This is a genomic window from Streptomyces spongiae (assembly GCF_009377185.1).
Lineage (GTDB): Bacteria > Actinomycetota > Actinomycetes > Streptomycetales > Streptomycetaceae > Streptomyces > Streptomyces spongiae.
The window spans coordinates 1-25,484 of record NZ_VJZC01000016.1 but is presented as its reverse complement, the minus strand read 5'-3'; the positions used below and the strand labels follow the sequence as shown (position 1 = coordinate 25,484).

The 25,484-nt window shown below is 70.3% G+C and carries 20 protein-coding genes; 9 read left to right on the top strand and 11 right to left on the bottom strand.

Annotated features, from left to right (window positions below; translation table 11 throughout):
- Positions 1-16: 16 nt before the first annotated feature.
- Positions 17-2,473, top strand: coding sequence for a DNA gyrase/topoisomerase IV subunit A (locus FNH08_RS04570; protein ID WP_152769935.1), 2,457 nt, complete (start codon positions 17-19; stop codon positions 2,471-2,473).
- Here the strand turns inward: FNH08_RS04570 and FNH08_RS04565 are convergent.
- Positions 2,470-3,618, bottom strand: coding sequence for a CobW family GTP-binding protein (locus FNH08_RS04565; protein ID WP_322723686.1), 1,149 nt, complete (start codon positions 3,616-3,618; stop codon positions 2,470-2,472). The genes FNH08_RS04570 and FNH08_RS04565 overlap by 4 nt on opposite strands.
- A 452-nt stretch (positions 3,619-4,070) precedes the next feature.
- On the opposite strand from FNH08_RS04565, the gene FNH08_RS04560 reads away from it, so the two are divergent.
- A complete protein-coding gene (locus tag FNH08_RS04560; RefSeq protein ID WP_152769934.1) occupies positions 4,071-4,622 on the top strand; it encodes a DUF6082 family protein in 552 nt (183 codons plus the stop codon).
- A gap of 127 nt (positions 4,623-4,749) precedes the next feature.
- A complete protein-coding gene (locus FNH08_RS04555) occupies positions 4,750-4,986 on the top strand; it encodes a hypothetical protein (RefSeq protein WP_152769933.1) in 237 nt (78 codons plus the stop codon).
- Between the two features lie 176 nt (positions 4,987-5,162).
- Here the strand turns inward: FNH08_RS04555 and FNH08_RS04550 are convergent, their stop codons facing one another.
- Positions 5,163-6,329, bottom strand: coding sequence for a citrate synthase/methylcitrate synthase (locus tag FNH08_RS04550; RefSeq protein ID WP_152769932.1), 1,167 nt, complete (start codon positions 6,327-6,329; stop codon positions 5,163-5,165).
- Between the two features lie 97 nt (positions 6,330-6,426).
- Here FNH08_RS04550 and FNH08_RS04545 point away from each other — a divergent pair, with 97 nt between their 5' ends.
- From FNH08_RS04545 to FNH08_RS04530, 4 genes are all read left to right on the top strand, one after another.
- A complete protein-coding gene (locus FNH08_RS04545; protein WP_152769931.1) occupies positions 6,427-7,671 on the top strand; it encodes a citrate synthase in 1,245 nt (414 codons plus the stop codon).
- Between the two features lie 143 nt (positions 7,672-7,814).
- On the top strand, positions 7,815-8,753 hold the full coding sequence (locus tag FNH08_RS04540; RefSeq protein ID WP_322723683.1) for a sucrase ferredoxin: 939 nt from the start codon (positions 7,815-7,817) through the stop codon (positions 8,751-8,753).
- 59 nt (positions 8,754-8,812) lie between these two features.
- Positions 8,813-10,612, top strand: a complete 1,800-nt coding sequence (locus FNH08_RS04535) for an ATP-binding protein (protein WP_152769929.1) — start codon at positions 8,813-8,815, stop codon at positions 10,610-10,612.
- Positions 10,612-11,292, top strand: a complete 681-nt coding sequence (locus FNH08_RS04530) for a response regulator (protein WP_152769928.1) — start codon at positions 10,612-10,614, stop codon at positions 11,290-11,292. Before FNH08_RS04535 ends, FNH08_RS04530 begins: the two co-directional genes overlap by 1 nt.
- A 38-nt stretch (positions 11,293-11,330) precedes the next feature.
- Here the strand turns inward: FNH08_RS04530 and FNH08_RS04525 are convergent, their stop codons facing one another.
- The 3 genes from FNH08_RS04525 to FNH08_RS04515 form a co-directional block, all read right to left on the bottom strand.
- Positions 11,331-12,923, bottom strand: coding sequence for a solute symporter family protein (locus FNH08_RS04525; protein WP_322723682.1), 1,593 nt, complete (start codon positions 12,921-12,923; stop codon positions 11,331-11,333).
- Positions 12,920-13,426: a DUF485 domain-containing protein gene (locus FNH08_RS04520; protein WP_152769927.1), complete on the bottom strand. Its 507-nt coding sequence runs from the start codon at positions 13,424-13,426 to the stop codon at positions 12,920-12,922. Before FNH08_RS04520 ends, FNH08_RS04525 begins: the two co-directional genes overlap by 4 nt.
- Positions 13,427-13,536: 110 nt before the next feature.
- Complete coding sequence (locus tag FNH08_RS04515; protein WP_322723681.1) at positions 13,537-15,660, bottom strand: DNA gyrase/topoisomerase IV subunit B; 2,124 nt, start codon at positions 15,658-15,660, stop codon at positions 13,537-13,539.
- Positions 15,661-16,103: 443 nt separating this feature from the next.
- Here FNH08_RS04515 and FNH08_RS04510 point away from each other — a divergent pair, with 443 nt between their 5' ends.
- Positions 16,104-16,334 (top strand): DUF7455 domain-containing protein, encoded by a 231-nt coding sequence (locus tag FNH08_RS04510; RefSeq protein WP_134040552.1) that lies wholly within the window; start codon positions 16,104-16,106, stop codon positions 16,332-16,334.
- Between the two features lie 204 nt (positions 16,335-16,538).
- On the opposite strand, the gene FNH08_RS04505 is transcribed toward FNH08_RS04510, so the two are convergent.
- From FNH08_RS04505 to FNH08_RS04480, 6 genes are all read right to left on the bottom strand, one after another.
- The gene (locus FNH08_RS04505; RefSeq protein WP_152769926.1) at positions 16,539-17,357 is read right to left on the bottom strand and encodes a S1 family peptidase; all 819 of its coding nucleotides are present in this window, start codon (positions 17,355-17,357) and stop codon (positions 16,539-16,541) included.
- A gap of 132 nt (positions 17,358-17,489) precedes the next feature.
- Positions 17,490-19,031: an RNA polymerase sigma factor gene (locus FNH08_RS04500; protein WP_322723679.1), complete on the bottom strand. Its 1,542-nt coding sequence runs from the start codon at positions 19,029-19,031 to the stop codon at positions 17,490-17,492.
- A gap of 427 nt (positions 19,032-19,458) precedes the next feature.
- On the bottom strand, positions 19,459-20,346 hold the full coding sequence (locus FNH08_RS04495) for a FadR/GntR family transcriptional regulator (RefSeq protein WP_322723678.1): 888 nt from the start codon (positions 20,344-20,346) through the stop codon (positions 19,459-19,461).
- A gap of 207 nt (positions 20,347-20,553) precedes the next feature.
- A complete protein-coding gene (locus FNH08_RS04490) occupies positions 20,554-22,353 on the bottom strand; it encodes an ABC transporter ATP-binding protein (RefSeq protein ID WP_322723676.1) in 1,800 nt (599 codons plus the stop codon).
- 40 nt (positions 22,354-22,393) lie between these two features.
- Positions 22,394-23,152, bottom strand: coding sequence for an NUDIX hydrolase (locus FNH08_RS04485; RefSeq protein WP_152769924.1), 759 nt, complete (start codon positions 23,150-23,152; stop codon positions 22,394-22,396).
- Between the two features lie 132 nt (positions 23,153-23,284).
- Positions 23,285-25,180: a glycogen debranching N-terminal domain-containing protein gene (locus tag FNH08_RS04480; protein WP_152769923.1), complete on the bottom strand. Its 1,896-nt coding sequence runs from the start codon at positions 25,178-25,180 to the stop codon at positions 23,285-23,287.
- Here FNH08_RS04480 and FNH08_RS51580 point away from each other — a divergent pair.
- Positions 25,179-25,484 (top strand): hypothetical protein (locus FNH08_RS51580; protein WP_407704333.1); only part of this gene is annotated, 306 nt, incomplete at its 3' end. The genes FNH08_RS04480 and FNH08_RS51580 overlap by 2 nt on opposite strands.

The window sequence follows — 25,484 nt, the reverse complement described above, 5'->3', positions numbered from 1 at the left end:
AGGAGCCGCAGCAGCGATGGCCCGCCGCAGCACGAAGACTCCGCCCGACGACCCGTACGAGGAGAAGATCCTCGACATCGACGTCGTCGACGAGATGCAGGGCTCCTTCCTGGAGTACGCGTACTCGGTCATCTACTCCCGAGCCCTGCCGGACGCCCGCGACGGCCTCAAGCCGGTGCACCGCCGGATCGTCTACCAGATGAACGAGATGGGCCTGCGCCCCGACCGTGGCTACGTGAAGTGCGCCCGCGTCGTCGGCGAGGTCATGGGTAAGTTGCACCCGCACGGCGACGCGTCGATCTACGACGCCCTGGTGCGCCTGGCCCAGCCCTTCTCCATGCGCGTGCCGCTGGTCGACGGCCACGGCAACTTCGGCTCGCTGGGCAACGACGACCCGCCGGCCGCCATGCGGTACACCGAGTGCCGGATGGCCGACGCGACCAGTCTGATGACCGAGTCCATCGAAGAGAACACGGTGGACTTCGCGCCCAACTACGACGGCCAGGAGCAGGAGCCGGTGGCGCTGCCCGCCGCGTTCCCGAACCTGCTGGTGAACGGCGCGTCGGGCATCGCCGTCGGCATGGCCACGAACATGCCGCCGCACAACCTGAGCGAGGTCATCGCGGCGGCCCGCCACCTGATCCGTCACCCGAACGCCGACCTCGACACGTTGATGAAGCACGTGCCGGGCCCCGACCTCCCGACGGGCGGCAGGATCACCGGCCTCGCGGGGATCAGGGACGCGTACGAGACCGGTCGCGGCACGTTCAGGATCCGCGCCACGGTGTCCGTGGAGAACGTGACGCCACGGCGCAAGGGCCTGGTCGTCACCGAGCTGCCTTTCACCGTCGGTCCGGAGAAGGTGATCGCCAAGATCAAGGACCTCGTCGGCTCGAAGAAGCTGCAGGGCATCGCCGACGTCAAGGACCTCACCGACCGCCAGCACGGGCTGCGCCTAGTCATCGAGATCAAGAACGGCTTCGTGCCGGAGGCTGTCCTGGAGCAGCTCTACAAGCTGACGCCGATGGAGGAGAGCTTCGGCATCAACAACGTGGCGCTGGTCGACGGCCAGCCGCTCACGCTGGGCTTGAAGGAGCTCCTGGAGGTCTACCTCGACCACCGCTTCACCGTCGTACGGCGTCGCTCCGAGTTCCGCCGCGGCAAGAAGCGCGACCGCCTGCACCTGGTCGAGGGCCTGCTCACGGCGCTGGTGGACATCGACGAGGTGATCCGCCTGATCCGCTCCAGCGACAACTCCGCGGAGGCGAAGCAGCGTCTCATGGAGCGCTTCTCGCTGAGCGACGTCCAGACGCAGTACATCCTGGACACGCCCCTGCGCCGCCTGACCAGGTTCGACCGCATCGAGCTGGAGTCGGAGCGGGACAGGCTGAACGCGGAGATCGCGGAGCTGACCCGCATCCTGGAGTCGGACGCGGAGCTGCGCAAGCTGGTGTCGGGTGAACTGGCCGCGGTGGCCAAGAAGTTCGGCACCCCCCGTCGCACGGTGCTCCTGGAGGCCTCCGGGGCCCCTGCCGCAGTGGTCCCGCTCCAGGTGGAGGATGCGCCGTGCCGCGTCCTGCTCTCCTCGACGGGCCTACTGGCGCGTACGGCGAACGGCGAGCCCTTCGCCCAGCAGGAGGACGGGCCGCGCACCAAGCACGACGTGATCGTCTCCGCCGTCCCGGCGACGGCCCGGGGCGAGGTGGGCGCTGTGACGTCGTCGGGCCGCCTGCTGCGGCTGAACGTCATCGACCTGCCCCAGCTGCCGGAGACGGCATCGGCACCGAACCTCTCGGGCGGCGCGCCGCTGTCGGAGTTCCTCTCCCTGGAGGACGACGAGACGCTGGTCTGTCTGACGACGCTCGACGAGTCCTCGCCGGGTCTGGCTCTCGGCACCGAGCAGGGCGTCGTCAAGCGTGTGGTCCCGGACTACCCGTCCAACAAGGAGGAGTTGGAGGTCATCACGCTCAGGGAGGGAGACCGGATCGTCGGCGCCGTCGAGCTGCGCACGGGCGAGGAGGACCTGATCTTCATCACGGACGACGCCCAGCTGCTGCGCTTCCAGGCCTCGATCGTCCGCCCGCAGGGCCGTCCGGCGGGCGGCATGGCCGGCATCAAGCTCACCGAGGGCGCGAAGGTCATCTCGTTCACGGCGGTGGACCCGGGGTCGGACGCGATCGTCTTCACCGTGGCGGGCTCCCGGGGCACCCTGGACGACTCGGTCCAGACGACCGCCAAGCTCACCCCCTTCGACCAGTACCCGCGCAAGGGCCGCGCCACGGGCGGTGTGCGCTGCCAGCGGTTCCTGAAGGGCGAGGACTGTCTGTCCCTGGCCTGGGCGGGCGCGACCCCGGCTCGGGCCGCCCAGAAGAACGGCACCCCGGTCGAGCTGCCCGAACCCGACCCGCGCCGCGACGGTTCCGGTGTGTCGCTGCAGAAGACGGTGTCGGTCGTCGCGGGTCCGGTCGTCTAGGCCCCGTCGCCTCCGTCGACCTCGTCAACCTGCTGTTCGGGGTCCTGTACGTAGCGGAGGACGCCCCACATGCTGTGCTCGTCGGCGTGTGGGGCGTCGTCCTTGCACGCCTCCAGCTCCTTGCCGAGGGCCGTGGTGTCGATGCCGGACCCGATGAGGACGAGCTGGGTGAGGCGGGGGTCGCCGGGCGTCCAGGGCTCGGGGTAGAACCGGAGGAACCGCCCTACGGCGTGCACGGAATAGCGGTTCCGTCGGTCGTGGGACCCGAAGTCGACGTATCCCTTGATGCGGTAGAGCCCCTCGGGCCGGCTGTCGAGGAACTCCATCAGCCGGCGTGGCTCGAGAGGCACGTCGGAGGTGAAGGCGAGGGCCTCGTAAGCGGTGTGCAGGTGTCCGTGGTGATCACCGCGCTCGTGCTCACCGTCGCCCTGGCCTTCTTCGCTTCCGTCCGCCTCTCCGTCCGCCTCCTCCAGCCGGAAGAGATCGTCGAAGGACAGTTGCCCGACCCGCTCCTCGCTCGGCCTGCAGTCGAAGAGGAACTCCGGGTCGATACGGCCGTACGTGGCGGGCACCACGGCGGCACCGTCGCTGAGGGAACGAACGAGTTCCAGAACCCGCTCGCGGTCGACCTCCGCGGTCCGGTCGAGCTTGTTGACGACGACGAGGTCGGCGAGCGCGAGGTGCCGGTCGATCTCGGGGTGCTTCTCGCGGGTCGCGCCGAACTCGGCGGCGTCGACGACCTCGACGAGCCCTCCGTACACGACCCGCGGGTTCTCACTGGCGAGCACCATGCGCACGAGTTCCTGCGGTTCCGCCAGCCCGCTGGCCTCGATGACGATGACGTCGATCCGGGCGGAGGGACGGGCGAGCCGCTCGAGGTACAGATCGAGCTCACTGACGTCGACGGCACAGCACAGGCAGCCGTTGCCGAGGGAGACGGTGGAGTCGCCGAGCGCCCCGGCCACGGCCATCGCGTCGATCTCGATGGCCCCGAAGTCGTTGACGATGGCCCCGATACGGCTGCCCCCGCTGCGGTGGAGCAGATGGTTGAGCAACGTGGTCTTGCCCGAGCCCAGGAACCCGGCGAGGACGAGGACCGGAATCTGCGACGGGTCCGGGGCTGGGTCCTGCGGCCGATCCGGCACGGGGTGCTGTGACCGACCCGGCGCCGGGCTCTGCCCCAGACCCGAACTCGACGATGTGCCCGAATTGCTGGCCTGGCTCAACACGCGCCCTTTCTCTCACCACTGCGTACGCCCGCTCACCACCGGTCTGTTCCCGAGAACGGCTCGTGCACCGGTTCTCGTCGGCGCCGGTCGACTCACGACCGGTCATGTGAGTGTCGACCCAGGATACGAGCGGGCCGAATCCTCGCGAGGTGAACGATTGTTCGCGGCGCTCGCGGGGCACACGTTGGGCATGGCGCCGGTGTACGCGACCCGCACTTCCCTCCGTGCGCCTCCTCTCCGCCTCCCAGCCGATCAGAGCCGCTCGGTGACACTGGGAGACGGCAAGCGCACCGCCCACCACTCACCGGTCCCGCGCCCATCGACTCACCTCGGCGACCGGCGGGGGGAGCCCGAATCGGGGGGTTGACATGGCCGCTCGCAAGACACGGCTGCGAAAACTGAGTTCCGCCGCGGCGGGGCTGTGTGCGGCCGCGACCACCCTGGTGTTCGCCGCACACCAACGACGACTGGAACTGACCCGGCTCCAGATCAGGCAACTGGAGCTGGCGGAACTCGCCCAACGGCGCCGGGCCCTGGCACACCAGCAGCGCATGCACTGGGAGCTGCTGGCGAAGGCGATAGACGACCCCTCCCTCGCCGCCGTGATCGACACTTACGACCAGAGCGTTCCCGCCGCGAAACGGCGTCAGTTCCTGTACGCGAACGCCTGGTACACCAGCGTCTTCCACCTCTACCGGGTGGGATCCCTCGACCAGCAGGAGTTGTACGGGCGCCTGCGTGAGCTGTTCCGGAGCCCGCTCATGTGCGAGTACTGGGAGGCGTCGAAGCACCAGCGCGCGTCCCTCAAGGCCTCGTCCGACGAGGCCAGGATCGGGCGCATGGTCGACGGTCTGCTCAGGGACATGGACGAGGCGGACACGGAGGAGTGGTGGGTGGTGGGCAACCCCCCGGTGGACTGACCCGAGGCCACGCGAAACCGCCCCCACACGCGCGAGTGATCTTTAGGCAGTCGGGCCACATACGGCGCAGTGGCCCCACTATTGTTGCCGCCACCAACCCTTCCCATCGTTAAGGACCGGTACCACCTTGAAGATCGTGCGCCGGATCGGTGTGCCTCCGAGTGCCCGTGGCAGTACCTCTGGAGCGACCTGCCCCGATGTGTTCGAGCTGAGCGACGGCAACTTCGCCGTCATCGGAACCGACGCCACCGAAACCCTGGAGCGTGAGCTTCCGGCCGACGCCGCTCGTGCCGACTACGAGCGCATCGTCATCGTCAGCCGCGAGACGCTCGTCCGCGCGAAGGCGGACATCCCCGACGCTTGAGCCCACCCCGCGGGCAGCGAGTCCACCCATGACTCGTTCCTTGAGAACTCCCCGGCCGCACGCCATCGATGAGCGATACCGGGGCGCACCGACCGAGCAGCGCACCACCTGCCACGTCTGCTCGCCCGACGCTCCTCAGGCCCGGCGCCAGAACGACGCCGGGCCTCACGCGCATCTCAGACCGCCACAGGCACCGCCACCGGGGGCACCGGCCCGACATACCGGGCAGCGGGGCGAATGATCTTCGTGTCCTGCGCCTGTTCAAGGATGTTGGCGCTCCAGCCGACCACTCGCGCCGCGGCGAACGTGGGGGTGAACATCTCTCGGGGCAGGCCGCACAGCTCCATGACCACGCCCGCGTAGAACTCGACGTTGGTGTGGAGTGCGCGCCCCGGTTTCAGCTCGGCGAGGATCGCCTCCACCTGGCGTTCGACCTCGACCGCGAAGCCGACCCGAGGGCCGCCGAACTGCTGGGCGATACCTCGGAGCATGCGTGAGCGGGGGTCCTCCGTGCGGTAGACGGGGTGGCCGAAGCCCATGATGCGGTCACCGGACAGGACGCGTTCGCGGATCCAGGGATCGATGCGGTCCCGGGTGCCGATGGCGTCGAGCGTGTCCAGCGCCCGGCTCGGAGCCCCGCCGTGGAGCGGACCCGAGAGCGCCCCGACGGCTCCCACCAGGCACGCCGCCACGTCCGCACCCGTCGACGCGATCACTCGTGCCGTGAACGTTGACGCATTGAATCCGTGATCAATGGTGGAGATCAGATATTGCTCGACCGCCCTCGCCCGTGCCGGATCGGGTTCCGAACCGGTCAGCATGTAGAGGTAGTTCGCGGCATACGGCAGATCCTCGCGCGGCTCCACCGGTTCGAGCCCCTGCCCCAGTCGGTGCAGTGCCGTGAGCAGGGTCGGTACGGCCGCCGACGCCGCCAGGGCGTCCGCGCGCCGCTGGTCCGCGTCGATGTCGTACACCGGCCGGAAGCCCTTCGACGCGCCGAGCAGCGACAGCGCCGTGCGCAGGCCGGACAGGGGGCCCGAGCGGGCACTCGCCGTGGCCACCGCGGGCAGCGCGGCGAGGACGTCGCCGGGCAGCCGGCGCAGGGGTCCGACCCGCTCGGCGAACGCGGCGCTCTGCGAGGTGTCCGGCAGGTCGCCGTGGACCATCAGGTGCCAGACGTCCTCGAAGCCGCGGGTCTGCGCGAGCTCGACGGCCGAGTACTGGCGGTAGTGGTAGAAGCCTTCCAGCCCTCTGACGTCACCCAGTGCGGTGTCGGTGACGACTACGCCCGCGAGTCCCCGCGGCACGTCGACGGAGGTGGACGTGGCCCTGTTGATCGGCATGCTTCCTCCTTGAACTTGATTCGAATGTCTATGATTGACTCAACCTCTGTCAATATTGATTGAATCAATACTTGGCTCTGTGGGTACGGTGACATCCATGAGGGATCAAGAAGGCCATCGGCTCAGCACCAAGGAGACCGCCGAGCTGCTCGGCGTGAAGCCCGAGACCGTGTACGCGTACGTGAGCCGCGGCCAACTCAGCAGCCGACGGGACACCGGCGGGCGCGGCAGCACCTTCGACGCCAGAGAGGTGACGGCCCTCGCCCGGCGCAACAGGCGTGACACCGGAGGAAGTTCCGCCCTCGGTGGCGTCGGCGACCTGTCCGTCCGCACCCGCCTCACCCTCATCGACACGGATCGCTACTACTTCCGCGGCGTCGACGCGACCGAGCTCGCCACCCACCACTCCTACGAAGAGGTCGCCGAGTGGCTGTGGACCGGCGAGCTGCGGCCGGGTGTCGTCTTCACCGCCCCGGAGGAGCCCGTCGCCGCCGCACGCCGGGCCGTCGCCGCGCTGCCGGAGCACAGTGAGCCCGTCGACCGGCTGAGGGTCGTGACGGTCGCCGCGGCGGCCGTGGACCCCCTGCGGTTCGACCTCTCCGAGGAGGCCGTTCTCGGTACTGCGCGCACCCTCATCCCGACCCTTGTCGCCGCCCTTCCGCCGGTCCTGCACACCCACCGCGACTCGGGCCCGCTGGCCCATCGCCTCTGGGCGCGACTCACCGGCCGCAGGCCCGACGAGGCGTCACTGCGCGTGTTGGACACGGCACTCGGGCTGCTCGTGGACCACGACCTGGCGGCGTCGACGCTCGCGGTCCGCGTCGCCGCGTCGGCCCGCGCGCACGCGTACGCCGCCGTGTCCGCCGGCCTCGGTGTCCTCGAAGGCCCCCTGCACGGCGCGGCCAGCGAATTCGCCCACCGGCTGCTGCTCGACGTCCTGGACCGGGGCACCGCGGTCCCCGCGATCGCCGACGAACTGCGCGCCGGACGCCGTGTGCCCGGCCTCGGCCACCGCCTCTACCCGGGCGAGGACCCACGCGCCCGTACGTTGTTCCAGCTCCTGGAGGACGTGCCCACGGCGGCTCCCGCGCTGGCGGCGGCCCGCGACATCGAGGCCACCGCGGCCCGCCACACACCCCTGCACGCCAACGTCGACCTGGCCCTCGCCGTCCTCTCGGTCACCTCCGGCATGCCCGCCTCCGCGGGTGAGACGGTCTTCGCCGTCGCCCGAACCGCGGGCTGGATCGCCCACGCCCTGGAGGAGTACGGGGAACGCCCGCTCCGTATGCGTCCGAGTGGGCAGTACGTCGGGGCCCGACCGCCCCAGCCACTGCCGGAATGAGCCCGGGCGCGTCCGGTGTGCCCTCGGCCGACCGCTCCCGAGTGGGAGTTGCACGCCCTCTGCGCACCTCCCATGCGCCCTTTTCACGCCCCCTTGGGCCGTCCGGAAGTCGCCGGGGCTCAAGTCAGGTTAGGCTCACCTCTGTGAGTACGTGCACGACCGCGTCGCGGCACTCCGGCGAGCCCCTCGCGGGGACCTCCGCCACCGCGAGGACCTGGCTGCTGCTGGAGCAGCCGGGCCCCTGGGGTGCCAAGGCGCTCACTTCGAGCCATCTGGACCCGGCCGTCGGCCGCGCCCTCGAAGCCGCCGCGGAAGGCAGCGGCGTGCGCGTGGCGCTCATCCGCCGCCCCGGCCGCCATGCGGACTGCCACGAGGTCCGCGAGCGTCGTGTGTACGCGGCCCACACCGTTCCCGGAAACGTGTGGCTGCACAGCACCACGACCACCGATCCGGAGCAGTTGCTCGACCTCGATTTCACCGCACTCGGTATGGGAGCCCCCCACACCTTCGACACCGTCCTGCGGGGGCGCCCCCACACAGGCGATCCGCTGGCACTCGTCTGCACCAACGGCAAGCGCGACCGCTGCTGTGCCCTCCTCGGCCGGCCACTCGCCGCCGAACTGACCGCCTCCGGAGTGGAGGGCGTCTGGGAGGTCACCCACCTGGGCGGTCACCGCTTCTCACCCACGCTGCTGGTCCTGCCGTCCGGATACGCGTACGGCCGCGCCGAGGCCCACCACGTCAAGGAGGTCCTCCAGGGCGTGCGGGAAGGCCGCGTCGTCACCGAGGGGTGCCGCGGCAGCTCCGCCTGGGAGCGGCCCGGACAGGCAGCCGAGCTGGCCGTGCGCACGGCGACGGGCGAGGACACGGCGGGGACCCTCACCGTCGTCGCCACGGAGGGCACGGTCCCGCGCTGGCGGGTTACCGTCGCCCACACCGACGGCCGCCGCTGGCAGGTGACCGTAGCCCAGAGCGCCTCACTGCCGCCCCGCTCGGAGAGCTGCGGTTCTCCCCTGGGCTCCCCCGCCCGGATGGACGTGGTGTCCGTACAGGAGCTGTCGGCCACGCCGCTGGCGAGCTGAAGAGAGATCCACGCCACACCCCTTCGGCGGGGATCGCACCTCCACGTACCTTCGTGGGTATGAGCCCCACTCCACCCGCACGTCGCCTGCGTCTCGGTCTGCCGCGGCGGGTGTTCTCACAGATACTGCTGATGCAGGTGGCGATCGCCGCCGGCGTCGCCGTGCTCGTGACCGGGCTGTTCCTCGCACCGCTCAGCCAGCAGCTGGACGACCAGGCGATGCGCCGCGCCCTCGCCATCGCACAGACCACGGCGGCGCAGCCGCAGCTCGCCGAGGACCTGCTGTCGACCAGGCCGTCCGTCGACGGCCCCGTACAGGCGGAGGCCGAGCGGATCCGCAAGGCCAGCGGAGCCGAGTACGTCGTCGTGATGAACATGGACGGCATCCGCTGGTCCCACACGGACCCGAAGCAGATCGGCGGCAGGGTCTCGACGGATCCGCGACAGGCCCTGGCCGGTCACGAGGTCATGCAGATCGACAACGGCACGCTGGGCCGCTCGGCCCGCGGAAAGGTGCCCCTGCGCGACGCCGAGGGGAAGATCATCGGCGCCGTCTCGGTCGGTATCGAGTACGACAGCGTGCGGGCTCGTCTGATCCACGCCATCCCGGGGCTCTTCGCCTACGCCGGAGCCGCCCTCGCCATCGGGTCGCTGGTCGCGTACCTGATCTCCCGGAGGGTCCAGCGGCAGACCCGGGACCTGGCCTTCTCGGACATCTCGTCGCTGCTGGCGGAGCGCGAGGCGATGCTGCACGGCATCAGGGAGGGCGTGGTCGCCCTGGACCGCGGCGGCCGCGTCCGCCTGCTGAACGACGAGGCGCAGCGCCTGCTGGGCATCGGCGAGGAGGCCGTCGGTCACTCCCTCGACGAGGCGCTCGGTGAGGGCCGTACGACCGACGTCCTGTCCGGCCGTGTGACCGGCACCGACCTGCTCACCGTCCAGGGCCAGCGCGTACTGGTCGCCAACCGGATGCCCACCGACGACGGGGGCGCCGTCGCCACCCTGCGCGACCGCACCGAGCTGGAGCAGCTCGGCCGTGAACTCGACTCCACACGCGGCCTGATCGACGCCCTGCGCGCGCAGGACCACGAGCACGCCAACCGCATGCACACCCTCCTGGGTTTGCTCGAACTGGAGATGTACGACGACGCCGTGGAGTTCGTCGGCGAGGTGGTCGGCGACCACAGGGCGACCTCCGAGCAGGTCACGGAGAAGATCCACGATCCGCTGCTCGCCGCGGTGCTCGTCGGCAAGGCCACCGTCGCGGCCGAGCGTGGCGTGGCCCTGTCGCTCTCGAACCGGAGCCTGCTGCCGGACCGGCTGATCGACCCCAGGGGACTGGTCACCGTCGTCGGGAACCTGGTCGACAACGCCCTCGACGCCGTCGCCGGCACCTTCAACGCGCGCGTGGAGGTCGAGCTGCGTTCCGAAGGGCGCACGGCGGTCCTCAGGGTGCGCGACACCGGGCCGGGCGTTCCGGCGGAACAGCGGGAGCTGGTCTTCGCGGACGGATGGTCCACCAAGAAGCCGCCCGCCCACGGCAAACGCGGCATCGGTCTCTCCCTGGTGCGCCGGCTCGCCGAACGGCAGGGCGGCAGCGCCCGCGTCACGGAGGCGAACGGCGGGGGCGCGGAGTTCGTCATCGTCCTGCCGGAGGCACTGACGGAGCCGGGACTGACGGATCCCGGACCGACAGGTCAGGCGTCCCCGGACCGTGAGCCCGCACCGACGCCCCCGCACCCACTCCAGCCGCCCGGCGGGGAGCCCGAGTCGGGCGACCCGCTAGCGTCGGGCCGCACCAGTGAGCGGGACGTCCCGCAGGAGTCCCAGGCCGCCGCGGCCACCAAGGAGGAGTCGTGATGTTCGAGGTCCTGGTCGTGGACGACGACATCCGGGTCGCGAAGGTCAACGCCGCCTACGTGGACAAGGTGCCCGGCTTCCATGTCGCGGGGCAGGCGCACAGCGCGGCGGAGGCGCTGCACCAGCTGGAGACGCTGCCTCGTCTGGACCTCGTCCTCATGGACCACTACCTGCCGGACCGGACGGGCCTCGAGGTGGTCCAGGAGATGCGGCGGCGCGGCCTCCAGGCGGACGTGATCATGGTGACGGCGGCCCGCGACGTCTCGACCGTCCAGGCGGCGATGCGGCAGGGGGCCCTGCAGTACCTGGTCAAGCCGTTCGCGTTCGCCGGCCTTCGCTCCAAGTTGGAGGCGTACGCGGAACTCCGTCGCACCCTCGACGGTGGCGGTGAGGCCGAGCAGGCCGAGGTGGACCGGATCTTCGGCGCCCTCTCGGCGAGCGGCGAACCCGACCTTCCCAAGGGCCACTCCGCCACGACCACGGAACTCGTACGCCGCGCCCTGATGTCCGCCGAGGGCCCGCTGTCGGCCCAGGAGATCGCCGAACAGACCGGTCTGAGCCGCCAGACCGCCCAGCGCTATCTGAAGCTCCTGGAGCGTACGGGACGGGCCACGCTGACCCTCAAGTACGGCGACGCGGGCCGCCCGGAGCACCGTTACGTGTGGGCGACCCGCGCCTGAGTCGCCTGGAGCGTCCCGGGCCCGTGCTGCCCCGGGGCTCAGACCGCCCCGGCCCCCGTCAGCGACCGCACCTCGGTCTCCGCGTGCCTGGCCTCGTCCGGCTCCCCGGCCGAGACGACCGTGCCGAGCCACCCAGCGAGGAAGCCCAGCGGGATGGAGACGAGGCCCGGGTTCTCCAGCGGGAAGTACTGGAAGTCGACGCCGGGGAAGAGCGATTCAGGGCTCCCCGACACCACCGGTGAGAGCAGCACGAGCGCAACGGCGGGTACCAGTCCCCCGTACACCGCCCACACCGCACCACGCGTGGTGAACCGGCGCCAGAACAGCGAGTAGAGCAGCACGGGGAGATTGGCCGAGGCGGCGACCGCGAAGGCGAGACCCACGAGGAAGGCGACGTTCAGGTCCCGGGCGAGCAACCCCACTCCGATCGCGACCGCACCGGTCCCGACCGCCGCGGCACGCGCGACGGCCACCTCGCTGCGTGGCTTCCCACGCCGACGCCGCAGCGACGCGTACAGATCGTGCGCCACGGAGGCCGACGAGGCGAGCGTGATCCCGGCGACGACCGCGAGGATGGTGGCGAAGGCGACGGCGGCGACGACCGCGAACAGGACCGCTCCGCCCGTGGAACCCGGTCCACCCCCCAGATCGAGCGCCAGCAACGGAACCGCCGTGTTCCCGGCCGCGTTCGATCGCCGTACGGCATCCGGGCCGACGATCGCCGCCGCACCGAAGCCCAGCACGATCGTCATCAGGTAGAAACCGCCGATCAGCCCGATCGACCACACCACCGAGCGACGCGCGGCCCGTGCGGTGGGCACGGTGTAGAAGCGCGACAGGATGTGCGGCAGCCCGGCCGTGCCCAGCACCAGGGCGAGCCCCAGGCTGATGAAGTCCAGGCGTGCGCTCCAGTCCCCGCCGTACTTCAGTCCGGGCGCGAGAAACGCGTTTCCGTGCCCGCTGCGCTCCGCCGCCGTGCGCAGCAAGTGGTTGAAGTCACCGTGGAACCGCATCAGTACGAGCACGGTCAGCGTGATCGCCCCAGCCATCAGCAGGACCGCCTTGACGATCTGGATCCACGTGGTGGCCCGCATCCCTCCCAGGGACACGTAGACGACCATGAGCGCGCCGACCCCGATCACCGTCCAGGCCCTGGCTGCCTCACCCGTCCCGCCCAGCAACAGCGCGACCAGGGTGCCCGCCCCCACCATCTGCGCCACCAGGTACAGAACGGACACGGTCACCGAGGAGGTTCCCACCGCGATCCGCACCGGCCGCTCGCTCATCCGGGACGCGACCACATCGGCGAGCGTGAACCGCCCGCAGTTGCGCACCAGTTCGGCCACCAGGAACAGCACCACAAGCCAGGCCACCAGGAAACCCACCGAGTACAGCAGCCCGTCGTACCCGAAGAGCGCGATGAGCCCCGAGATCCCGAGGAACGACGCCGCCGACATGTAGTCGCCCGCGATGGCAAAACCATTCTCCATCGGGGAGAACAGCCGCCCGCCGGCATAGAACTCCTCCGCGGAACCACGCCGGTTGCGGCTCACCCACGTCGTGATCCCCAGCGTGACCGCGACGAACGCGCTGAAGAGCAGCAACGCCAGCGTCTGATGGTTGCCGGTCACCGCTCTGCCCCTCTGACGCCCCGCGTCAGCTCCTGCGTGTCCCACCGCAGGTCGAGCGCCGCCCGGTCCCGGCGCAGCCTCGCATGCCGCACATACGCCCACGTGAACAGGAACGTGGTCAGGAACTGTCCGAGCCCCGCCAGCATCGCCACGTTCACCGCGCCCGCCACCGGCCTCGCCATCAGCTCGGGCGCGGTCGTCGCGGTCACGACGTAGCTCACGTACCAGGTGAAGAACACCGCGACGCCCGGGACCACGAACCTCCGGTACCGGCCGCGCACCTCCTGAAAGGCCGCGCTGCGCTGCACTTCCCGATAGATGTCGACGGCGCCCCCGCTCCGGACGCCGTCACCCCGGTCGACGGACGGTGCGACGAAGGCGGGAGCCCCCGTACCGTCCAACTCGCCCCAGCCTGAGGCCAGCGCGTCGTACCAGGGGTCCCATTCGACCGAGCTCTCGGGCCCGCCCCCGCTTCCGCCGGGCAGGCCATTCCTTGACTGCATGCCCAAGCATGGACAGAACGGCAGGATCCCCGACTCTTCTTCCCCCCACCTTTCACCCCATCAGGTGACTCATCCCGTCGAGGCGTTCCCCGCCCAGGCCAAGCGCAGCGCTACGCGTCGATGCGCGACCGGTCCAGCGTCGCCGCCGAACTGGAGATGAACTCCTTGCGCGGGGCGACGTCGTTGCCCATCAGGAGATCGAAGACCTGCTCGGCGGCCTCCAGGTCGGAGAGGTTGATCCGGCGCAGGGTGCGGTGACGCGGGTCCATCGTGGTCTCGGCCAGCTGGTCGGCGTCCATCTCGCCGAGGCCCTTGTAGCGCTGGATCGAGTCCTTGTAGCGGATGCCCTTGCTCTGGAACTCCATGAGCTTGTCGCGCAGTTCGCGGTCCGAGTACGTGTACACGTACTTGTCCTGGCCCTTCTTGGGCTGGATCAGCTCGACGCGGTGCAGCGGCGGGACCGCGGCGAACACCCGGCCCGACTCGACCATGGGCCGCATGTAGCGGTGGAACAGCGTCAGGAGCAGAGTCCGGATGTGGGAGCCGTCCACGTCGGCGTCGGTCATCATGATGATCTTGCCGTAGCGGGCGGTGTCGATGTCGAAGGTCCGGCCGGATCCGGCTCCTATGACCTGGATGATCGCGCCGCACTCGGCGTTCTTGAGCATGTCCGTCACGGACGACTTCTGGACGTTGAGGATCTTGCCGCGGATCGGCAGCAGCGCCTGGAACTCGGAGTTCCGGGCGAGCTTGGCGGTGCCCAGCGCGGAGTCACCCTCGACGATGAAGAGTTCGCTGCGCTCCACGTCGTCGCTGCGGCAGTCGGCGAGCTTGGCGGGCAGCGTGGAGGACTCGAGAGCGGTCTTCCGGCGCTGCGCGTCCTTGTGCTGGCGCGCCGCGATGCGGGTACGGGCGGCGGCGACGGCCTTCTCCAGGACGGCGCGCGCCTGTGCGGCGGCGTCACGCTTGGTGGAGGTCAGGAATTCCTTGAGTTCCTTGGTCACCACGTTCGCCACGATGCGACGGGCCGCCGAGGTGCCGAGGACCTCCTTGGTCTGCCCCTCGAACTGGGGCTCGGCGAGACGCACGGTGACGACGGCGGTGAGGCCCTCGAGGGCGTCGTCCTTGACGATGTCGTTCTCGGCGACACGCAGCATCTTCTTGGACCGCAGCACCTCGTTGAGAGTGGCGGCGATGGCCTGTTCGAAACCCGCGACGTGGGTGCCGCCCTTGGGGGTGGCGATGATGTTCACGAACGACTTGAGCGTGGTGTCGTAGCCGGTGCCCCAGCGCAGGGCGATGTCGACGCCGAGTTCGCGGGTGACCTGGGTGGGCGTCATCTGGCCGTGGTCGTCCAGGACCGGGACCGTCTCCCGGAAGGTGCCCTGCCCGGACAGACGGAGGACGTCGCAGACCGGCTTGTCGGTGGCCAGGTACTCGCAGAACTCGCTGATGCCGCCGTCGAAGCGGAAGGACTCCTCGCCCTTGCTGCCGTCCTCGCCCAGGCCGTACTCGTCGCGGACGACGATGGTCAGGCCGGGTACCAGGAAGGCGGTCTGACGGGCGCGCTGGTGCAGCGTGTCCAGGGCGAGCTTGGCGTCCTTGAGGAAGATCTGGCGGTCGGCCCAGTACCGCACGCGGGTGCCGGTGCGGGTCTTGGGGATCTTCTTGGCCTTGCGCAGGCCGCTCTTCGCCTCGAACTTGGCGTCCGGGCCCATGGCCGCGAAGCTGCCGGGTACACCGCGCCGGAAGCTGATGGCGTGGGTGTGACCGGCGCGGTCGACCTCGATGTCCAGTCGCGCCGAGAGCGCGTTCACCACGGAGGCGCCCACACCGTGCAGACCACCCGAGGCCGCGTACGAACCGCCGCCGAACTTGCCGCCGGCGTGCAGCTTGGTCATGACGACCTCGACTCCGGAGAGTCCGGTCTTGGGCTCCACGTCCACGGGAATGCCGCGGCCGTTGTCCCGCACCTCCACGGAGGCGTCGTCGTGGAGGATCACCTCGATGTGGTCGCAGTACCCCCCGAGGGCCTCGTCCACCGAGTTGTCGATGATCTCCCACAGGCAGTGCATCAGTCCCCGGCTGTCGGTGGACCCGATGTACATACCGGGGCGCTTGCGCACGGCCTCGAGCCCCTCGAGGACGAGCAGGTGCCGCGCGGTGTAGTTGGAGCCATCCCGGTCTGCTCCGGTCAGCAGCGCTGTGGACGGCACGGACGTATCGGCGGTCACGCGGTTCGCTCCTCGCTTAATTTCAGGTGGGGTCCTCTGGGGTAAGGACTCGGCTTCGGTCGCCGTTCAGAGGGTACCGAGGCCTGGTAGAGCCGATGTAACGCCACCCTCGTCTGAACTCAGACTAGTCCAGGCTCGCACGAGCGTTCGATCCCTCGATGGAGTGAAGTACATATCACGTTCCCTTCGAGGCATGAACCATTTAGGCTCCGGGCACGTCCTCATGAACAACCGGCAACCCAGCCGGGAGGACAAGACAACCGACAGACAGCGCGAAATCCGTACGACACGAAGACACGCACTACGGCTCATTCGCCGCCAACCGGCAGCAGACAGCCGGCCTGGAAAGATTTTTTCGAGGAAAAGCCGCGAGCGGGAACGTTTTCGGCCTGGTTGGATGTTGACCCTGGTACGACAGCTCGTCGAGCTAGAGAAGAGGCGACGTGACTACTGTTCTGACCCCCGCGAGCCCGCTGACGGCCGCTGACCGATGCGACCGTTGCGGCGCACAGGCCTACCTGCGCGTCGTTCTGCTGAGCGGTGGCGAACTGCTCTTCTGCGCTCACCACGGTCGCAAGTTCGAGCCGGAGCTCAAGAAGATCGCCGCAGAGATACAGGACGAGACGGAGCGGCTGACGTCCGCTCCGGCAAGCGCCGGCGACGAGGAACGCTGACACCTCGCACCAAACGACGAGCCAGCGCCGGCACAGGCCGGTAACATGGGCGGCACCCCCGCATACAGGGGGTGGCCGCCCGTACTCGTACGGCGAGCACTCACGCCGGGCACTCGCACTCGCGCACTCCGTCCGGCACTTGTACGTAGCGGACCCCGTCCGCCACACGTACGTAAGGGAACTCACTCCGCAGGGGCATCACGTTCAGCGCCCCCAGCCCAGCGTCCGGATGATCTCCGAGACCCGGGTGTAGACCCCGGGGTTCCCCCGCTGACCACACCCGGTCCCCCAGGACACCAGACCGATCACCTTTCCCTGGGCGACCAGCGGGCCGCCACTGTCCCCCTGGCAGGCGTCGCGCCCGCCCGCGAGCTCCCCGGCACACACCATGGAGCCGGCCTTGTACGTCCCGTCCTTGCTGCCTGCGTACGCCGCCTCGCAGACCGCGTCGGAGAGCACCTTCACGCGTGCGGCGCGCAGAGTGCGGGCGTAGTCGCCGGCGCCCGTGGTGTCACCCCAGCCGTAGACCACGGCTCCTGTGTCGGGCCGGTATCCCGAATCCCCCGCTGCCGCCATCCGGATGACCGCGCGCTCGGGGAGCGGCGAGGCGAGGGTGAGGACGGCGAAGTCACCGGCGTTCGTGTCGCTGTCATAGTTCGGGTTGACCCAAGCGGTGCGTACGGGGATCTCCTTGCCCTCGGCCGAGAAGAGGTCACCGCGCCCCTCGATCACCTTCAGGTCTCGAACCTTTTCCGGCGGCGTCCCCAGCACCGCCCCGCTCAGACAGTGGGCCGCTGTCAGCACCGTCGAGCGGCCGACCGCCACGCCGCCGCAGAACTGCCCGGCCCGCGCACCTCCGAACCGGTCACGGCTGGACAGCGCCACCGTCCAGGGGCTCTCGGAGATCTCGACCGGATAGCCGCCGATGACGACGTCGGCTGCCGCCGGGGTTGCGGGTGATGCCAGTGGTATCGCACCCACTGCGGCAGCGAGGGCCGATACTCGGGCAACTGATCGTCGCATGCGAGCTCCTCACTCTGGGACATTCACTGCACACCCAGGGTGATCCACCGGGCGGCAGCCCGCATGCGCGCACAGGTCGAAGGCCCGGTCTCCACAGTGGAGACCGGGCCTTCGCGTGCGTACGAGTGAGGACTAGTCCAGGTAGTCGCGCAGCACCTGCGAACGCGACGGGTGACGCAGCTTCGACATCGTCTTGGACTCGATCTGGCGGATGCGCTCGCGCGTCACGCCGTAGACCTTGCCGATCTCGTCGAGGGTCTTCGGCTGACCGTCGGTGAGACCGAAGCGCATGGACACGACGCCCGCCTCGCGCTCGGACAGGGTGTCGAGAACGGAGTGCAGCTGCTCCTGCAAGAGTGTGAAGCTGACCGCGTCGGCCGGGACGACGGCCTCGGAGTCCTCGATGAGGTCACCGAACTCGCTGTCGCCGTCCTCACCCAGCGGTGTGTGCAGCGAGATCGGCTCACGGCCGTACTTCTGGACCTCGATGACCTTCTCCGGGGTCATGTCGAGCTCCTTGGCCAGCTCCTCCGGGGTGGGCTCACGGCCCAGGTCCTGGAGCATCTGACGCTGCACACGCGCGAGCTTGTTGATGACCTCGACCATGTGCACCGGGATACGGATGGTGCGGGCCTGGTCGGCCATCGCTCGGGTGATCGCCTGGCGGATCCACCAGGTGGCGTACGTGGAGAACTTGTAGCCCTTGGTGTAGTCGAACTTCTCGACCGCGCGGATCAGACCGAGGTTGCCCTCCTGGATGAGGTCCAGGAAGAGCATGCCGCGGCCGGTGTAGCGCTTGGCCAGTGAGACCACCAGGCGGAGGTTGGCCTCCAGGAGGTGGTTCTTGGCGCGGCGGCCGTCCTCGGCAATGATCTCCAGCTCGCGCTTGAGCTTGGGGGCGAGCTTGTCGGCGTTGGCCAGCTTGTCCTCGGCGAACAGGCCGGCCTCGATGCGCTTGGCGAGTTCGACCTCCTGCTCGGCGTTGAGCAGGGGGACCTTGCCGATCTGCTTGAGGTAGTCCTTGACCGGGTCGGCGGTGGCACCGGCCGCGGCGACCTGCTGCGCCGGCGCGTCGTCCTCGTCCTCGTCGGAGAGCACGAAACCGGCGCTCTCGCCGCCCTCGGGCTCCTCGCCGCCCTTGCCGGGCGCCGGGGTCTCCTCGAGCGCCTCGTCCTCGAGAAGCTCGGCGTCGTCCTTCTTGGAGGTCGCCTTCTTGGCCACCGTCTTCTTGACGGCGGTCTTCTTGGCGACGGTCTTCTTGGCAGTCGCCTTCTTGGCGGCGGCCCTCTTCTCGGGCGCGGCGCCCTCGGTGGGATCGTCGACGGCAGGCGCCGCCGGAGCTGCTGGGGCAGTGGCCTTCTTCGCGGTCACCGTCTTCGCTGCCACGGTCTTGGTGGCGGTGCGCTTGGCCGGACTCTTCGCTGCGACGCTCTTTCGGGTGCGCTTGGGCTCTGCGGCACTGACCATCAGCGTCACACCCTCTTCCTCAAGGATCTGGTTGAGGCTGCGCAGTACGTTCTTCCACTGAGTGGCCGGAATCTGGTCAGCTTCGAAGGCTCGACGCACGTCGTCGCCGGCGATCTGCCCCTCAGCCTTTCCCCGCTCAATGAGCGCCATGACAGAGACGGACTCGGCGATCTCCGGCGGGAGCGTACGGGATGTGCTGGCCGACACGAACAACCTCTCGGAACGTTGGAAAACGGCTTCCGGCCCCGTCCACTGTGGACAGGAACCGACGACCGCCGACTGGGGATGGGCCGACGGCGCGGGCGGGGGGCCGGGAAGATGCACAGCGCCATGAGTGGCGTCCGTATTCCCTCCTCGACTGTCACCTCTTAGGTCATCGCGCTGTCCCGAAGAGCGTTACGCCCAATCCGCGTGGCCCGAGTCACACCCCGTAAGCACTCAGATAAATCCAAATGTGGTCAGATGCGGTCAGGAGTGGCTGTGACCGGCTCCACCCGGCAGCATTTCACCCCTGCGCCGCCGAGCCCGTCGGTTCCCTGAGGAGCCGACGGGGTCCGATCGAGACACGGGACGGTCGGCCGGGCGGCGCCCGGACGGGACATGCTCCCGCGCCACTGCCGCTCCCGGCGGGCGATCAGTGCTCGCGCGGGGAGGGTACGACGCGCTCCACCTCGGGGTGAATGGTGAGCAGTTGACGCATCGCCGCCTCCGCCGCCGCGCCGTCACCGGTGGCGAGGGCCTCGACGATCCGGGCGTGATGCCCCAGCGACGTCTCGTTGGGACGGTCGCAGCCGATGACCGGACCTCCGGAGACCTGGAGGGCAGCGGAGACGATGCCGGAAAGGTGCTCGAGCATGCGGTTGCCCGCGACCTGGATGAGCATCGAGTGGAACTCGGCGTCCGCGCGAGCGAAGGTCAGCGAGTCGCCCTGGCCCATGGCGTGCCCCATGATCTCGACCATGTCGCCGAGCCGCTGCTGGACCTCGTCGCGTCCGTGCCCGGCGGCCAGGCGGGCGGCGAGCGGTTCGATCGTCCAGCGCAGCTCGCTCAGCTCGCGCCGCTGGTCGTCGCGCTGCGGCCCGAAGGCCCGCCACTCGATGATGTCCGGATCGAGCAGGTTCCAGTCGCAGACGGGACGCACCCGCGTACCGACGTTGGGGCGGGCACTGACCAGCCCCTTCGCCTCCAGGACGCGGAGCGACTCACGGACGACGGTGCGGGAGACCTCGAACCGCTGCCCGATCTCCTCGGGCACGAGCGGCCGGTCCGCACCGAGGTCACCGGAAACGATCATCTGACCCAGTTGCTGGACGAGTTGGCCGTGCAGGCCGCGGCCGCGGCTGCCCGCGGTGCGTCGGCCCACACGCCCCAGTTCGGGATCGGCGCTCTCCCAGGCAGGGGTGCCGACGCGCTCGGCTCCGGGGGCCTCGGCGTAGGGGTAGCGGTCGAGTCCGCCCGGGCCGGCCAGGCCGGAGTCTGCGGAGCGGGCGGCGGTCATCATGGTGTGCGCAAGGGTACTCACGCATCCTTTGTCGGCGCCGGCCTCAACTCCCTTGAGGTCTTTGGTGAAAAACACACGAAAGGGTGATCGCTCACCCCGTCGCAATTGACGCCTTATCGGAAAGAAACGGGCGATCTTCGAGGAGTTGCGCGCAAGGTGGGAACGAGCGGATGCGGACGGTAGTCAGAAGGCACCCGTCTCCCGGAAGTCAGAAGACACCTGCCTCCCTCATCGGACCCTGCTTCGCAGGGTCGTGAGCAGATAGGTGCCGAGCAGCGCGGTCAGGGACAACAGCAGTGCGCCACCCACGGGTTGAGCGATCATGCGCGCCGCGACGGTCAGATAGCGCTCTCCCCCGAAGGGCCACTGCATCAGGGGCAGCTCGTGCAGCCGCGCCGAGAACCCGGCCGCCGTCCGCACGGTCGCCCTCTCCAGAACCTTGTGCACGAGGGGCACGACGAGGACCGGCACGGCGAGCACCGCGGCGAGCCCCGCGGTCGTGGACCGGAAGATGCCGGCGGCCAGCACTCCCGCCCAGGAGCACCCCACGACGAGGCCGATCCAACTGGCGCTCAGCGGAAGCCAGTCGGCGGGAACGTCGACGAGCTCCTGCCCGTGGACGAGGTAGAGCACTTCGAGATCGCAGCCCACCGTGAGGAAGGCCAGCATCAGCGCGGTGGCCGCGGCGACAAGGAGTTTCGCGGTGAGCAGCCCCAGTCGGCGGGGGACCGTGCCGCGATCCGCGGCGAGGGCGGGATGGCGGAACTCGTCGCCGAAGGCGATCGCGCCGAGGAAGCCCGCACCCAGCGCGGCGGGCGGCAGTGGCAGTTCCCGCGGCCAGGCCGCCAGCAGGCGTGGCTGGGGGGTGTGACCGACGCACGCGAGGACCACGGAGACGACGGCGGAGGTGGCCAGTACGGCGGCCACGGTGAAGAAGCCGGTGCCGACTCCGGCGGCCCGGCGCAGTTCGTAGCGGAGCGGGCGCAGAGGGCTCGGGGCCGGGCGGACGCTGACGGGAGGAGGGAGCGCCGGGAGACCCGCGGGCTCCGACGACCTCACCTTGTGCGACGGCACGCCCTCGACGCGCTCGTTCTCTTCGGTCGAGCCGGCGTCGCCGGGGGGAGGCGATGGCACGCCGTCCGCGGCGGACAGCGGGCCCATGTCCCCGATCTCGTCGGCGAGTTGGTGTACGAGGATGCCGTGCCGGAACGCGGTCTCCCCGACATCGGCGCAGCTACTGCCGTACACGGAGAGCCGGTTGCCGTCCTCGCGCACCACCTCGACGGAACGCCGCGCGGTCCGGGCCTCCTTGGTGAGCAGGGCGCCCAGGCGGGCGGCGTACGGGCTGCGGACGACGACACGGGGGCGGAGCCGGGTACGGGCGAAGGCGGCCGCCTCCTGGTCGGCGACGAGCCGCCCCTCCTCCAGCGTGACGACCCGGTCGGCTGTCTGTGCCGCTTCCTTGGGGTCACGTGTCGTGAACAGCACCGTGCCGCCCTGGAGAGCGTGAGCGCGCAGAATCCCGTGCAGCCAGCGGCTCTCACGGACGGACAGCCCCCGGGCCGGATCGTCGAGCACGAGGGTGTGCGGGTCGGCCAGCAACGCGCAGGCCAGCCCCAGACGGCGGTCCATGCCGCGTGAGAGCGTCCCCAGCCGTTCGTCGCGAAGACTGGAGAGGCCCACGACGTCGAGGACGTCGTCGGCACGCTGCACCGGCACGCCTGCCGCGGCACACAGCATGCGGAGGTGACCGCGGACCGTCCGGGCCGGGTGGCCGGGCACGTCCCCGAGGAGGACACCCACCTCGCGCGACGGATGGGCGATGCGGTGGAGGGGGCGACCTCTGAAGTAGGTGATTCCGCGGCCCTGTTGCAGTGCGAGCATGAGCCGCACCGCTGCCGTCTTGCCCGCGCCCGGTGCGCCGAGCAGCACGGTGACGTAGCCGGAGAGAGCCTCGAAGGAGACGTTGTCGACGGCGGGCGGAAGCTCCTTGCGAGGGGTGCTGGTCAGTCCGATGGCCTGGATCACCCACAGCAAGATAGCGCGTTATGTCCGGTTTTCTATGGTGTCAGACCTCGGGGCGCAGCATCGGCGGGTTGAGGAGCGTGGCCCCTCCCGCGCGGAAGAGCTGGGCCGGTCGGCCTCCCTGGCGCGTGGTCGTCCCGCCGGTGGGCACCAGGAAGCCGGGTGTGCCGGTCACCTTGCGGTGGAAGTTGCGCGGGTCGAGGGCCACCCCCCACACCGCCTCGTAGACGCGACGCAGCTCACCGACGGTGAACTCGGGTGGACAGAAGGCGGTGGCCAGCGAGGAGTACTCGATCTTGGAGCGCGCCCGCTCCACGCCGTCCGCGAGGATCTGCGCGTGATCGAAGGCCAGTGGCGCCACCGGCTCGCCGTCGCGGCTGTAGCCGCCCTGCTGCAGCAGCTCCTCCACGGGCGCCCAACGCGCGATGTTGGCGTCGCCACCCGCCCTGGGTGCGGGCAGGTCGGGGGCGAGTGCCAGGTGGGCGACGCTGACGACCCTCATCCTCGGGTCACGCTTGGGGTCGCCGTACGTCGCGAGCTGTTCCAGGTGCGCGCCGTTGTCCTGTGCCGGGGCGGCAGGATCGTGGGCGCGCAGCCCGGTCTCCTCCGCCAACTCGCGCGCGGCGGCCTGGGCCAGGTCCTCGTCGGGCCGCACGAACCCGCCGGGCAGTGCCCACCGCCCCTGGAACGGCTGCTCGCCCCGCCGTACCGCCAGCGCACAGAGGGCATGGCGGCGCACGGTCAGCACGACCAGGTCCACGGTGACGGCAAAGGGCGGAAAGGCTGACGGGTCGTAGGGCATGCCGCGATCATAGTCGTCTCCCTGACGATAAACACGCCCTTCGTCGACCACCTCCTCGGCTGATCCACTTCTGTCCGGTACGGCCCCTGTGAGTCGCCGCCGTCAGGCCGTTCGATCACATGTCGTCCGAGGTCACACTCCCAGCTGAAGTCCGTCGGCCGCCTCCTCGACCATGGCGAGGCCGAGCCTGCTGACACGTACGGAGAAGGGCGCGCCCGCGACCCGCAGTCCTGTCAGGTTGATCTCGCCCAGGGGCGCGCTGCGCATCGGCCGTAGTGTGACGGTCCCGGCCGGTGCGTCGGGGCGGATTCCGGCGAGGGCGGTGAGCAGCAGCACTCCGGAGGCCGCGGCCGTCGCGGCCGGTCTACAGGCCGCGGGGTGGGGCAGGGGTGCGCTCCCGGCCGTACGCTGCTCCCCCGCGTACATCTCGGGCAGCCGCCGGCCGAACTCCTCCGCGGCCGCGAGCACGCCCCGCAGCAGCGAACCCGCCTCCTTCTCGTAGCCCGCGGCCGCCAGTCCCGCGACCGCGATCGCCGTCTCCTGGACCCGTACGGCTCCGCCCCGATGGCCGAAGGGGTTGTACGCCGGCTCCTTCGCGCCCAGGCTCCGCAGCCCCCACCCGGAGTCCATGGCCGGACCGCCCAGCAGGCGCGCGAGCTGCTCGGTCTGCACCTTGTCGAGCAGGCCCGGGGCTGCCGCTCCGGAGCCGAGGAGACCGGTGTCGAGGAGGTGGGCGGCACCGGAGCCGAGGTGGGGCAGAGCGCGCCCGTCGCTGGTGCGGGCGGCCGCCGGTCTGCCACCGCCCCGGTCCTCGATCCAGAAGTCCGCCCGGAACGCGCTCTGCAGCTCCTGGGCCCACTCCCGTAATCCCTCACCGCCGGGTCTGCCGTACGCGTCGAGGAGGTCGGCGCCCAGCATCGCCGCCCGATGGGCGTGCGCCTGTGTCTCGCAGAGGAGCGGCCCGCCTCGGAGCGGGTCGGGCAGGTAAGGGCCGTCACCCACGGTGGAACAGAGCCAGCTCAGGCAGCGTTCGGCGGCGGGCAGCAGCTCCTCCGTCTCCTGCTCCGGGAGCCCCCAGCGTCGCGCCTCGGCGAGGAGAGCCGGGAACAGCAGAGTGGCCTCGGTGCCCGTACAGCCCGGCGGCAGGTGGGGGCCGGCGTCCCGTCGTGGTCCGGGGATCATGCCGGACCGGGATCCCGTGCCCCGGAGTTGGGTGCGGGCCAGGGTGCGGAGCGTGCCTGCGGCGAGACGGGTGCCCAGGGGCAGCGTCATCCGGGCGGCGGCGAGGGCGTCGGCCGGCGCCATGCCGCAGCGCCAGGGCGCTCCTGCCGCGAGGTGTGTGTCGGCGGGGTTCCCGGGGTCGCGCAGCAGCAGGGCCTGGAGGTCCTCGACGCACGTGTGCAGGAGTGACTGGACCCGCGGGTCGTCACCCGCGGCCGTGGCCTGCGCGATGGGGCTCGTCGCACCGCGCCCCACCGCTCTGACGGGTCCGGCACCGTCAGGACGTACGCGCAGCTCCACACTGCGGGTACCGCCGGGCGGGAGCTCTATCTCCCAGCGCAACAGTCCGGCGGAGGCCAGCGCGTCCGCGGGCGGAGGCTGCGCGGTGACGGTCGACTGCCCATCGGCACAGGACCAGCGCAGACCGGAGTCATGAACGCTGGCGGGCAGTTCGGGTCCCGCCCTGCCGGAGGCCACCGCGCCCAGTTCCGCCAGGTCGGTGGCCAGGGCCACCTCCACGAGCAGGCGCAGCGGGCGCGAGACCACGTTGTGCAGGGTGATCCGCTCCTTGCCGTCCGCGTACCGGGTGCGTTCGACCACGACGTCCGGGTCCGGTCCGGCGTCCGCGGACACGCACAGCGTCGCCATGAACCGGGCTTCGTCGGCAGCGACCATCCGCGCCTGCACGGCGAGCGGTTCCCGTCCGGCCACCCGCACCTGGCACCGGGAGAGCATGCGTCGACCGGACCGGTAGAAGCCCTCCAGTCCTTGGCCGGTCAGCTGCCCCTGCTCCGTGGAGATCGCCATGCCTGGCAGAGCGACGCAGATCAGCGTGGCGTGGGCGGGTGGCAGTCCCACGGGAGCGCGCGAGGCTGCCGACGGACCTGCCGACGGGCTCGTCGGGCTACTCGCCTTGAGGAGCGAGCGCGCGGCGCTGCTCCTGCCCGCCGCGGCGGGTACCGGACCTCTGCCCCTGCCGAGCCGAGCCGGGGCCGGACTGCCCGTGCCGACAGAGACTCCTGTGGTCGGCGGCAGCGGTCGAGCTCCCCGGGCGGAGGGCGGAGCGGCTCGACGGAACGGCGGACGGTCGCCGTCGGGGGTGGAGGACGGG

Bases quoted from the DNA above. Each gene is read 5' to 3' on its own strand.
- FNH08_RS04570 (WP_152769935.1), top strand. From the start codon at position 17: ATGGCCCGCCGCAGCACGAAGACTCCGCCCGACGACCCGTACGAGGAG.
- FNH08_RS04560 (WP_152769934.1), top strand. From the start codon at position 4,071: ATGGCCGCTCGCAAGACACGGCTGCGAAAACTGAGTTCCGCCGCGGCG.
- FNH08_RS04550 (WP_152769932.1), bottom strand. From the start codon at position 6,329: ATGCCGATCAACAGGGCCACGTCCACCTCCGTCGACGTGCCGCGGGGA.
- FNH08_RS04545 (WP_152769931.1), top strand. From the start codon at position 6,427: ATGAGGGATCAAGAAGGCCATCGGCTCAGCACCAAGGAGACCGCCGAG.
- FNH08_RS04535 (WP_152769929.1), top strand. From the start codon at position 8,813: ATGAGCCCCACTCCACCCGCACGTCGCCTGCGTCTCGGTCTGCCGCGG.
- FNH08_RS04530 (WP_152769928.1), top strand. From the start codon at position 10,612: ATGTTCGAGGTCCTGGTCGTGGACGACGACATCCGGGTCGCGAAGGTC.
- FNH08_RS04520 (WP_152769927.1), bottom strand. From the start codon at position 13,426: ATGCAGTCAAGGAATGGCCTGCCCGGCGGAAGCGGGGGCGGGCCCGAG.
- FNH08_RS04505 (WP_152769926.1), bottom strand. From the start codon at position 17,357: ATGCGACGATCAGTTGCCCGAGTATCGGCCCTCGCTGCCGCAGTGGGT.
- FNH08_RS04485 (WP_152769924.1), bottom strand. From the start codon at position 23,152: ATGCCCTACGACCCGTCAGCCTTTCCGCCCTTTGCCGTCACCGTGGAC.
- FNH08_RS04480 (WP_152769923.1), bottom strand. From the start codon at position 25,180: ATGGCGATCTCCACGGAGCAGGGGCAGCTGACCGGCCAAGGACTGGAG.